The sequence below is a fragment of the Paraplanobispora takensis genome, from assembly GCF_016863195.1.
Taxonomy (GTDB): Bacteria; Actinomycetota; Actinomycetes; order Streptosporangiales; family Streptosporangiaceae; genus Planobispora; species Planobispora takensis.
Map to the genome: position 1 here is coordinate 46535 of NZ_BOOK01000061.1, position 11048 is coordinate 57582.

Consider the following 11048-nt stretch of genomic DNA (forward strand, 5'->3'; position numbering starts at 1 on the left):
ACCGCGGACGTTCACGCAGAGGGCCCGGGCCGTCCCGTGGCCGCCCGAGGAGGCCGGGCGATCCCGTAGACGCGGGCCGCGACGCCGCCGAACACCTCCCGCCGTTCGCCGGCGGACAGCCCGCCGGTGAGGGCCCGCGCGCTCTCCAGCACGGTCTCGTACGGCGCCGCGAGCAGGCAGACGGGCCAGTCGGAGCCGAACATGACCCGCCCGGGCCCGAAGGCCTCCAGGACGACCTCGGCGTACGGCCGCAGGTCCTCGACCGTCCACTTCTCCCAGTCGGCCTCGGTGACCAGCCCGGAGAGCTTGCACGTGACGTTGGGCCGGGCGGCCAGCTCGCGGACGAGCCCGGCCCAGGGCTCCAGCGCACCCGAGGCGATCGGCGGCTTGGAGCAGTGGTCGAGCACGAAGGCCGTCCCGGGCAGGGCGCTCACGGTCTCGATCGCGGCGGGCAGCTGGTGGGGCAGGGTGAGCAGCTCGTAGACGAGCCCCTCCTCCCCCACGGCCCGCAGCCCCGCGCGCACGTCGTCGCGGCACAGCCAGCGCGGGTCCGCCTCGCCCTGCACCTGGTGCCGGATGCCCCGCAGGCGGCGGCCGCCCGGCGCGGCCCGCAGCGCGGCGAGGTCGTCGGCGACCGAGGGCGCGGTCAGGTCGGTCCAGCCGACCACCGCCGCGATGAGATCGTGCCTTTCGGCCAGGGCCAGGAACTCCGGCGTCTCCCCGGCGACGGCGACCGTCTGCACGAGCACGGTGGCCGTGACGCCGTTCGCCGCGGCCGGGAGGTCGTCGATCCCGAAGTCCCGGCGCAGCGGGGCCAGCTCCGGACCGGTGATCCAGTCCTGGTCCCGTACGGACAGGTCCCAGACGTGATGATGCGCGTCGATCATGGCCCTCTCCGGATTTCCTGGGAAGTGATCGGACCATTCAACCGGCGGGAGCGGCCCCGGACAAGGCATCTCCGGGAATACCGCTGCATAGGTCGGACCTCATGCCCGTGCGGCGGGTCGTATGCGACATCCCCGCTACGCTTTCAAAAGAAATCTGCCAGTGGCCGACCGATTTCGACGACGTTTCGAGGCGAGATCTCTCACTTATGACTTCGTCTAAACAAAAGTAACACCTGGTAGGGCATAATGAGCGGACGGGACGGGATTAAGTCGCGTTGACGTGACGAAAACGAGGGGTGTTGACTGTGCGCATGCTGAGCGAGGCGAGCGGTTCCTTCACCGGCGCGGGGGCCCTCCTGACGATCCTGCGCGACGGGCAGGCCCGGACCCGGGCCGAGTTGGTGCAGCTCACCGGTCTGGCCCGCTCCACCCTGGCGCAGCGGCTCGACGCTCTCCTCAGCCGGCAGTGGATCGTCCCCACCGAGGAGGCGATCTCCTCGGGCGGGCGTCCCGCCGTCGCCTTCACCTTCAACAGCTCCGCCCGCGTGGTGCTCGCCGCCGATCTGGGCGCGACCCACGCCCGGGTGGCGGTCACGAACCTGGCCACCGAGGTCCTGGCCGAGCGGGCGGCCGAGGTGCCGATAGACCGCGGCCCCGAGGTGACGCTCACCTGGCTCCTGCGCACCTTCGAGGAGATGCTCGCCGAGACCGGCCACTCCGTCGAGGAGGTCTGCGGCATCGGGGTCGGCCTGCCCGGTCCGGTCGAGCACAGCTCGGGACGGCCGATCAACCCGCCGATAATGCCGGGCTGGGACGGCTTCCCCGTCCCCGAGTGGCTCGGCGAGCGGCTGGGCGCCCCCGTCCTGGTCGACAACGACGTCAACATCATGGCGCTGGGCGAGCACTGGGCGGCCCGCCCGGGGGCCGACCACCTCATCTTCGTCAAGGTCGGCACCGGCATAGGCTGCGGGATCATCAGCGACCGCCGCCTGCACCGCGGCGCCCAGGGCGCGGCCGGCGACGTCGGGCACATCCGGGTCGCCTCCGCGCTCGACATCATCTGCCGCTGCGGCAACGTCGGCTGCCTGGAGGCGGTGGCGGGCGGCGCCGCCATGGCCGCCCGGCTGCGCGCCGTCGGGGTCGAGGCGGCCGGCAGCCGTGACGTGGTCGGCCTGGTGCGCGCCGGGAACACCCAGGCGGTCCAGCTCATCCGCCAGGCCGGGCGCGAGATCGGTGACGTCCTCGCCTCGATCGTGAACTTCTTCAACCCCTCGGTGATCGTGATCGGCGGCGACGTCGCGGAGGCCGGGGAGCAGGTGCTCGCCGGTCTGCGCGAGGTCATCTACAGCCGCTCGCTGCCCCTGGCCACCCAGCACCTGACCATCACCGCCAGCGAGCTGGGCGACCGGGCGGGCGTGATCGGCGCCGCCGTCATGGTCATCGAGCACGTCCTGTCCCCCGACAGCGTCGACCAGTCCTTCGTCCAGGCGTAGCCGCCGGAGCCGGGCAACCGGGCGGCGGACGATCTTCCGCTGTGCCACACTGCGGTCTCCATGGACCTCCCCGCGAACGCCGAAGAGATCACGACGACCCGGCTCACCCTCGAACCGCTGGCGGTCGAGCACGCCGAGGAGATGGCAGAGGCGCTGGCCGACCCCGGCCTGCACACCTTCATCGGAGGCTCCCCGGCCACCGCCGGGCAACTGCGCGACCGCTACGCCCGCATGATCGCCGGACCGGCGCCCGGCGGCGGCGAACAGTGGCTCAACTGGGTGATCCGGCTGGACGGCGCGCTGGTGGGCTACGTCCAGGCGACGGTCACCCCGCCGCGGGCCGCGGTCGCCTGGGTGGTCGGCACGCCGTGGCAGGGCGGCGGGATAGCCACCGAGGCCGCGCGTGCCATGCTCACCTGGCTGGCCGAGCGGGGTGTGACCGCGTTCGAGGCCACGATCCATCCAGAGCACGCCGCGTCCTCGGCCGTGGCCCGCCGCATCGGGCTCGTGCCGACGGACGAGCGGGCGGAGGGGGAGGTGGTCTGGCGCTCCGTCCAATGATTGGTCATTTGACGCTAAATGACTGTTAAATCCCTCTATGTGAGGTTTTCTCGGTAGAAGTGGCGGTAGAGCACAGCCGACGGACGAGCAGAGAGAGGGGTAAAGATGATCACTCAGGAGCAGATACCGCTCGTGATCGACCACACGCTCTACGCCGCCGACGGCGACAAGGTCGGGGAGGTCAAGCACGTCTATCTCGACGACGCCACCGGCCGGCCCGAATGGCTGTGCGTGAAGACCGGGCTCTTCGGCCTCAGCGAGACCTTCGTACCGATCCGCGACGCCGTACTGGTCCAGGACCACGTGGAGGTCCCCTACGACAAGCAGACCATCAAGGACGCGCCCCACGTCGACGTGGACGCCGGCGGCCACCTGTCGGCGGCGGAGGAACGGGAGCTCTACCGCTACTACGACATCGACTGGGAGTCCTCCTGGCAGCAGGCCAACCAGCCGGGCGAGAGCGGGTGGGCGCACTCCGGCGGCCTGCGGGAGCGCGAGCGCCTGGGCACCTCCGCGGGCCTGGGCGACTCCTCCGGGCTGGACGCCTCCGGCGGCCTGGACTCCACCTCCGGGCTCAGCGGCTCCCCCGGTTCGGCCGAGGCGGCTCTGTCCACCGGTGAGGCCGCCTCGCGCGCCGCGCACCCGGCCTCCGACGACGCCATGACCCGCTCCGAGGAGCGCCTGGACGTCGGCACCGAGTCCCAGGAGACCGGCCGGGTACGGCTGCGCAAGTACATCGTCACCGAGGAACAGCAGATGACCGTCCCGGTCACCCGGGAGGAGGCGCGCATAGAGCGCGAGCCCATCACCGGCGACAACCTGGACGAGGCTCTGCGCGGGCCCGAGCTGACCGAGTCCGAGCACGAGATCACCCTGCACGAGGAGCGCCCCGTCATCACCACGGAGACCGTACCGGTCGAGCGGGTCCGCCTGACCAAGGACCAGATCACCGACGAGGAGACGATCTCGGAGCAGGTCCGCAAGGAGCGGATCGTCCTCGAAGGCGAGGACGACCCCGACCGGGGTCTCTGACCCCGCCGCGGGGACCCGACCGGCGGACGCGAGGCGCCGGTCAGGTCCCCGGAGCCGGGTATCCGGGTCAGGTCTCCAGAGCGCGGTCGAGCAGGGCCTGGAGGGTGACCGCGCCCAGCAGCCCGCGGTCGTCGCCGACCACCGCGACCAGCGGGCTGCGGGTGCGCGCCATCAGCGCGGCCATCTCCAGGATGGTCGCCTCCGGGTCGGTGATCGGCAGTTCGCGGGGCTGGTCGGGCAGGCACTCCCGGACGCTCCGCCCGCCGAGCTCGGCGACGAACCTGTCGGCGTGGGCCTCGTCGATCACCCGCGCCAGCGCCGGGTCCTCCCGGCAGTACGGGGGGACGGCCAGTCTCAGCACCTGGGTGCCCGGCAGGATCGTGAACGGGCGGCCCTCGTCGTCGACGACGATCAGGCCGGGCAGGTCCTGCTCGGCCAGCAGGCGCGCGGCGGCCAGCGCCGAGGTGCCGAGGGTGACCGTGGGAAACGCGGCGGCCAGGTCGCGAGCGCGCACGGGTGGGCTCCTTCGCCTGCGTGAGGTCGAGCGGGACGCCCGTCCGGGGACGGGTCTGTGCGGAGACCAGGCTAACCGGGGCCGCCGCTCCCGCCGGGCGCCGCGTCCCCATGGGATGCCGTCTCTCACATGGGATTCCGTCTCTCACATGAGATAGCGCAGCCACAGGTACGGCGCGCAGAGCGCCACGGTGACGGCCGTGACGACGAGCCCGTACCCGGTGAACTCCCAGAAGCTGATCCGGGTGCCGTTGCGCTCGGCGATGCCCAGGACGACGACGTTGGCCGAGGCGCCCACCGCCGTGGCGTTCCCCCCGAGGTCCGCCCCCAGCGCCAGCGCCCACCACAGCACCTGGTGGTCGGGCCCGCCCGCCTGGACCAGGTCCGCCACGATCGGGCTCATCGTCGCCACGTAGGGAATGTTGTCCACGAAGGCCGAGATGACCGCCGAGGCTCCCAGCAGCACCATCGCGGTCAGGCCCAGCCGCCCCTCGGTGGCCGAGGCGGCCGCCCTCGACAGGCTGTCGATCACGCCGGTCTCGACCAGCGCGCCGACCATGACGAACAGGCCCATGAAGAAGACCAGGGTGGCCCATTCCACGTCGCGCAGCGACTCCTCGACGGTGACCCTGGTCGCCGCCACCAGCAGGCCGGCCCCCAGCAGCGCGACCACCGCGGGTTCGTAGTGCAGCACCGGGTGGAGGACGAAGCCCGCGATGACGACGACGAGCACCGCCAGGCTCTGCCGCAGCAGCGGGCGGTCCCTGATCGCCTCCCGCTCGTTGAGCCGCATGATCTCGGCGGCGCGGACGGGGTCGTAGACGAACGCCGGGCGGAACAGCCACCGGCACAGCCCGACGAACACCACCATGATCACCACGATCAGCGGGGCCAGGTGGACGAGGAAGTCGTTGAAGGTGAGACCCGCCCGGCTGGCGATGATGATGTTGGGCGGGTCTCCGATGAGGGTGGCGGTGCCGCCGATGTTGGAGGCCATCACCTCGGCGATGAGGTACGGCGCGACCGGCAGGGACAACCGGTCGCAGACCAGGAGGGTGACCGGGGCGATCAGCAGCACCGTGGTGACGTTGTCCAGCAGCGCCGAGGCGCAGGCGGTGATGACCACGAGCATCACCATCAGCCGGAACGGCCGGCCCATGGCCCGTTTGGCCGCCCAGATCGCCACGTACTCGAAGACGCCGGTCTGCCGGAGCACGCCGACGATCACCATCATGCCCAGCAGCAGGAAGACGACGTTCCAGTCGATGCCGGAGTGCTCGGAGAAGAAGGCCGACCGGCCGCCGGTGGCGTGGATCAGCAGCATCAGCCCCGCGCCGCCGAGGGCGGCCGCGGTCCGGTGGACGCGCTCGGTCGCGATGAGACCGTAGGAGACGACGAAGATCATTACGGCGGCGATCGCGGTCACCGGAGACCTCCCAGGGCCGGCCCCGTGCACTTCCCCGCCGGGACGCCCCGGCGGGCGCCGACCAGACTTCCCGGCACACCCGCGGAGAACCTATCAGGACGTCCGCGACCGCGGACGCCCGGAGCCGGTCGCACCGCCCGCCGGCCGTACCCCCTTGCCCCGGGCGTCCGCGTACGGCCCGGCGCGTCCCCGTCAGGCGCCCGGGGCCGGATTCTCAGTCCTGGCCGCGGCCGCTGAGCGCGTCCCTCACCCGGTCGACGAGACCGGTGAGCGGTCCCATCAGCTTGTTGCCCGGAGGGGTGTCCGGGGCCGACGGGTGCGGCCTGGTGGGCGCGACCTTCTTGATCGCCTGGACCTTGCGGCCCAGTTCGGCCAGTTGCTCGGCGTCGGCGTTGGCACGCAGCTTGGGGAAGAGCTCGTGCTCCTCCTCCTTCACGTGCGCGCGGATCTCGGCCATCAGCCGGTTCAGCAGGACACCGTGGTGTGCGTCGGCGATGTCGGTCTCCTCCAGTTCCTTCATGGTCTCCTCGGCCTCGGCGTGCTCGCGCAGCTCCCGGTCGGCCAGCGCGTCGCCGCCGGGGACGAGATCACGCACGGCCGGGTACACGTAGGCCTCCTCGGCGACCGAGTGGCGCACCAGTTCGGTGATGACCTTCTCGGTGAGCTGCCGGCGCCTGCCGGTGTCCCCCGTCGCCAGCTGTTCCAGCTCGGCGAACATCCGCTCGACCTCACGGTGATCGTGTGTCAGGACGGCGACGACGTCCGTTTCCTGGATCGTGCTCATCAGGGCTTTCCTCTCCGTGATCGGCCGCCTCGGGATCGGCCCGGGTGACGGCCACGTCGATCACGGCGGCGCCGGAACGGGACCATCTACTCGACAAGATTGCAAACTGGACGGGACCGGCCGGGCGGACACGAGCCCGCGGAGCAAGGCTTTCCCCGCGGATGCCCATGCGATGACCTTCACCTCGCGGCACCCCGCAGAGTCCCCCCACGGCACCCTGCGGCGTGTCCCCCGCGCCCGTCCCCGACGCCCGGTCCCCTCACACCTCGGTCGGCTTCTCGTACCCCTCGGCCTGGCCGTAGACCCGGTCGTCCGGGTCCTCCTCCGGCTGGTTGGACGGATCCGTCGGGGAAGGGGAGAACTCGCCGGCCACATCCGGCACGTCGTGCTCCTCGTCGATGTTCCGGCGGTCGGCCAGCGGCCTGTTCTCGTCGGGGTTCGACATGTTTCCTCCTGATGTCCCTCGTCGCGACGGTGTCTCCCGTCGCGGTGCGAGAGGTGTGCCCGGGAGGGGCGGGTGTATGTCAGGCGCCGGCGACACGCTGTGACCGGTGCGCCCACCATCAATATCGCCCGTGATATTGAAACAGGTTCTAGATCAGTTCTAGGCTGCGGTACTGGAGGCCGAGAAATGATCCTGGACCGTTTCCGCATTCCCGGCCGCGTCGCGGTCATCACCGGCGCGGGCCGTGGCATCGGGGCCGCGACGGCGGTCGCACTGGCACAGGCGGGGGCGGACGTGGTGATCTCCGCCCGCACGGAAGAGCAGCTGAAGGCGGTCGCCGAGCAGGTGGGGACGGCCGGGCGGCGCGCCCTGGTCGTCCCCGCGGACCTGAGCGGGCCGGACGCGGCCGAGATGCTCGCGCAGCGGGCCGTGGACGCCTTCGGCCGCTTGGACGTGGTCGTCAACAACGTGGGCGGCGCGCTTCCCCGGCCGTTCCTCGACACCAGGCGAAAGCATCTTGAGAATGCGTTCCAGTTCAATGTCGGGATAGCGCACGACCTGACCCGGGCCGCCGTGCCGTACATGATCGAGGCGGGCGGCGGGGTGGTGGTGAACATCTCCTCGGTGATGGGCCGGGTGCCGGGACGGGGTTACCTGGCGTACGGCACGGCCAAGGCGGCGCTCGCGCACTACACGCGGCTGGCGGCGCAGGACCTGGCGCCGCGGATCCGCGTCAACGCGATCGCCGTCGGCTCGGTCGCGACCTCCGCTCTGGACATCGTCATGAGCGACGACGGCCTGCGCACCCGGATGGAGCGCAACACCCCGCTCGGGCGGATCGGGGAGCCGGAGGAGGTGGCGGCGGCCGTACTGTTCCTGGCCTCCCCCGCGGGCGGCTACATGACCGGCACGGTGCTGGAGGTGGACGGCGGCCTCGACCGGCCCAACCTCGACCTCGGGCTGCCCGACCTCTAGCGCGGACGGCGGCGGGCCGCGTGGAGCCCGTCGCACGGCACAGGGCGGGAGCGCGGCCCCGCCCCGGAAGAACCCCAGGGAGGGGCCATGGTCTACAGGGTGGTGCAGTGGAGCACCGGCAACGTCGGCCGGCACACGCTCGCGGGCATCCGCGCCCGGCCCGACCTCGAACTGGCCGGCGTCTACGTGTCGAACCCGGCCAAGGACGGCCGCGACGCCGGTGAGCTGGCCGGGCTGGAGCCGTTCGGCGTCACCGCCACCCGCGACGCCGAGGCGCTGCTGGCGCTGCGGCCCGACTGCGTCGTCTACACCGCCATGGCCGACGACCGGATCTTCGACGCCCTGGACGACCTGGCCCGGATCCTGCGCTCGGGCGCGAACGTCGTGGCCAGCGGCCCGGTCTTCCTGCAGTTCCCCGACGGCTCGCTGGACGGCCCGATCCGGGAGGCGGCGCGGGAGGGCGGCGCCTCGATCTGGGTCAACGGCATCGACCCCGGCTACGCCAACGACTGGCTGCCGCTGTCCCTGACGGGCATCAGCGAGCGCATCGACGAGGTGCGCTGCATGGAGGTCCTCAACTACGCCACCTACGACCAGGCCATGGTGCTGTTCGGCATCATGGGCTTCGGCCGCCCGCTGGAGGACGTGCCGACGCTGTTGCAGCCGGGCGTGCTGACCATGGCGTGGGGCAGCGTGGTCCGCCAGCTCGCGGCGGGCCTGGGCGTGGAGCTCGACGGCGTCGAGGAGTGGCACACCCGCCTGCCCGCGCCCGAGACGTTCGAGATCACCGCCGGGACGATCGAGGAGGGTACGGCCGCCGCGCTGCGCTTCGAGGTCAGGGGTATGCGGGACGGCCGGGCCGCGATCGTGCTGGAGCACGTGACGCGGCTGCGCGACGACCTCGGCCCGGACTGGCCGCAGCCGACGGGCAAGGGCTGCTACCGCGTCGTGGTCAGGGGCGAGCCCGACTACACCCTCGACCTGCAACTGCTGGGAAGCGACGGCGACCACAACACCGCGGGCCTGAAGGCCACCGCGATGCGGCTGGTCAACGCCGTCCCGGCGGTGGTCGAGGCGCCGCCCGGCCTGCTCACCGCCCTGGACCTGCCGCTGGTCACCGGCCGCGGCCTGCTGGCCTGACCGGCCGGGGGAGCATCTCCCCCGGGAACGGTACGGATCTCCACAGAATCTGCACACCCTCCGGCTACGCTCCAGCCTCGTGATCGAATCGAGATGGGTGAGCGGGCTGGTCTGGCTGATCCTGCTGCCGTTCACCGGGTGGGCGGTGCTGAGGATCTCCGGCTGGACGCCGGTGTGGCAGTGGGTGCCGCTGGTGGCGTTCACCCCCTACGTGGCGGCGGCCTCGGCGCTCCCGCTGCTGCTCGGACTGGGGCTGCGGCGCCGGGCGGCGGCGGTCGTCTCCCTGGTGACGAGCCTGGCGCTGGCGGCCGCCGTACTCCCCCGGCATGTCTCCGACGGCGAGCAGCGGCCCGGGGACCGGCGGCTGCGCGTGCTCGCCGCGAACCTGGCGGTGGGGGCGGGCGACACCGCGTCCCTGATGAGGCTGGTGCGCGACCTCGATCCCGACGTGCTCACCGTCCAGGAGCTCACTCCCGACGCACTCGGCCGCCTGGACGAGGCCGGGCTGCGCACCGCCATGCCGCACGTGGTCGACCGGTCGAAGAACGGCGTGTCGGGGTCGGGGATCTACTCCAGGCACCCCCTCACCGAACTGCCCCAGATCGAGCTGGGCGACTTCCGGCAGGCGCGCGCGGTGGTCGCGCATCCGGCCGGGGAGATCGAGGTCGTCTCGGTGCACCCGTGCGCGCCGCGCTACGACTACAAGGTGCAGTGCTGGGCCGACGGCCTCGCGGCGCTGCCCAGGGCGGGCGGGCAGCTGCGGGTGCTGGCCGGCGACTTCAACGCCACCCTCGACCACCGGCCGGTCCGCGACCTGCTGGACAGCGGCTACCGCGACGCGGCGGACGTGACGGGCCGGGGGCTGACGCCGACCTGGCCGCAGCAGGGGTGGTCGCCCGTCCCCGGCGTGACGATCGACCACGTGCTCGCCGACGAGCGGATGGCGGTGTACGCCTTCAGCGTGCACCCGCTGCCCGGCACCGACCACCGCCCGGTCTTCGCCGAACTCGGCCTGCCGTAAAAAGAGAGCCGCCACGTCCTCAACTCGCCGTCCGCGATGCCGATCGGAGAAGAGGCTTCATGTGACGGTTGGCAGTTCTGCGAGTGACTGGGGAAGACATCGTGTCTCGGTTGAGGAATCTCAGCGTCGGCAAACGTCTGGGATTGTCGTTCCTGCTGGTTTCGGCGCTCATCGTCGCCGCGGTCGCCGTCGGCCAGTGGGGCCTGAAGCGCCAGCACGACATCAACCTCCGGATGGACCAGCTGGAGCAGGTCAAGGACGACATCCAGACCTTCGCCTACCACGTCGCCGACGCCACGAGCTGGCAGGGCCTGGTGGTGGCCGACGCCGGGGCCTACGGCGGCAGGGAGGCCATCCAGCCCGACTCCTACAACCGCGAAGGGCTGATGGCGACCAAGAAGGCCCTTTTCGCCACCCTGGACACCACCCACGTCCAGTACCTGACCGCGGCCGAGAAGGCGCAGTTCGACAAGCTCCGGCCCGCCTGGGAGGACTTCTTCGTCGAGGACGACAAGATCGTCAAGCTGCTCGCCGAGGACACCCGTGAGGGCCGCGTCGAGGCGATGGACAGCATCAACGACGGTGCCGCCGGCGAGGCCTGGGCCCTGGGCGTGGAGATCAGCACGGAGCTGCGGACCTCCATCGACAAGCGCGTCGCCGCCCTGGAGAAGGAGATCGCCGACGTCGAGTCCACCAGCGAACGGATCCTGTACGGCACCCTTGCGCTGGCGCTGCTGCTGGCGGTCGCGCTGAGCGTGCTGGGCACCCGTT

General features: G+C 71.6%; 12 protein-coding genes. 7 read left to right on the forward strand and 5 right to left on the reverse strand.

Annotation, left to right across the window (positions count from 1 at the left end):
* Positions 1-11 precede the first annotated feature (11 nt).
* Positions 12-887 (reverse strand): amidohydrolase family protein, encoded by an 876-nt coding sequence (locus tag Pta02_RS35040; RefSeq protein ID WP_203879310.1) that lies wholly within the window; start codon positions 885-887, stop codon positions 12-14.
* Positions 888-1198: 311 nt separating this feature from the next.
* Here Pta02_RS35040 and Pta02_RS35045 point away from each other — a divergent pair, with 311 nt between their 5' ends.
* From Pta02_RS35045 to Pta02_RS35055, 3 genes are all read left to right on the forward strand, one after another.
* Positions 1199-2380: an ROK family protein gene (locus Pta02_RS35045; RefSeq protein WP_203879311.1), complete on the forward strand. Its 1182-nt coding sequence runs from the start codon at positions 1199-1201 to the stop codon at positions 2378-2380.
* Positions 2381-2440: 60 nt separating this feature from the next.
* On the forward strand, positions 2441-2941 hold the full coding sequence (locus tag Pta02_RS35050) for a GNAT family N-acetyltransferase (RefSeq protein WP_203879312.1): 501 nt from the start codon (positions 2441-2443) through the stop codon (positions 2939-2941).
* 105 nt (positions 2942-3046) lie between these two features.
* The gene (locus tag Pta02_RS35055; protein WP_203879313.1) at positions 3047-3973 is read left to right on the forward strand and encodes a DUF2382 domain-containing protein; all 927 of its coding nucleotides are present in this window, start codon (positions 3047-3049) and stop codon (positions 3971-3973) included.
* Positions 3974-4040: 67 nt separating this feature from the next.
* On the opposite strand, the gene Pta02_RS35060 is transcribed toward Pta02_RS35055, so the two are convergent.
* From Pta02_RS35060 to Pta02_RS35075, 4 genes are all read right to left on the reverse strand, one after another.
* On the reverse strand, positions 4041-4487 hold the full coding sequence (locus Pta02_RS35060; protein WP_203879314.1) for a CBS domain-containing protein: 447 nt from the start codon (positions 4485-4487) through the stop codon (positions 4041-4043).
* 144 nt (positions 4488-4631) lie between these two features.
* A complete protein-coding gene (locus tag Pta02_RS35065) occupies positions 4632-5912 on the reverse strand; it encodes an ArsB/NhaD family transporter (protein WP_203879315.1) in 1281 nt (426 codons plus the stop codon).
* A 214-nt stretch (positions 5913-6126) separates the two neighbouring features.
* Positions 6127-6696, reverse strand: coding sequence for a hemerythrin domain-containing protein (locus tag Pta02_RS35070; protein WP_203879316.1), 570 nt, complete (start codon positions 6694-6696; stop codon positions 6127-6129).
* A gap of 259 nt (positions 6697-6955) precedes the next feature.
* Positions 6956-7141 carry a hypothetical protein gene (locus tag Pta02_RS35075; RefSeq protein WP_203879317.1) on the reverse strand — a complete coding sequence of 62 codons (186 nt, stop codon included), beginning with the start codon at positions 7139-7141 and terminating at the stop codon, positions 6956-6958.
* Between the two features lie 186 nt (positions 7142-7327).
* Between Pta02_RS35075 and Pta02_RS35080 the strand changes: the two genes are divergently transcribed.
* The 4 genes from Pta02_RS35080 to Pta02_RS35095 all read left to right on the forward strand — a co-directional run.
* The gene (locus Pta02_RS35080) at positions 7328-8116 is read left to right on the forward strand and encodes an SDR family oxidoreductase (RefSeq protein ID WP_203879318.1); all 789 of its coding nucleotides are present in this window, start codon (positions 7328-7330) and stop codon (positions 8114-8116) included.
* Between the two features lie 87 nt (positions 8117-8203).
* On the forward strand, positions 8204-9256 hold the full coding sequence (locus tag Pta02_RS35085; protein ID WP_203879319.1) for an NAD(P)H-dependent amine dehydrogenase family protein: 1053 nt from the start codon (positions 8204-8206) through the stop codon (positions 9254-9256).
* 79 nt (positions 9257-9335) lie between these two features.
* Complete coding sequence (locus Pta02_RS35090; RefSeq protein WP_203879320.1) at positions 9336-10277, forward strand: endonuclease/exonuclease/phosphatase family protein; 942 nt, start codon at positions 9336-9338, stop codon at positions 10275-10277.
* Between the two features lie 110 nt (positions 10278-10387).
* Positions 10388-11048, forward strand: a 661-nt coding sequence (locus Pta02_RS35095; RefSeq protein ID WP_203879321.1) for an MCP four helix bundle domain-containing protein, incomplete at its 3' end; no start/stop codon positions are given.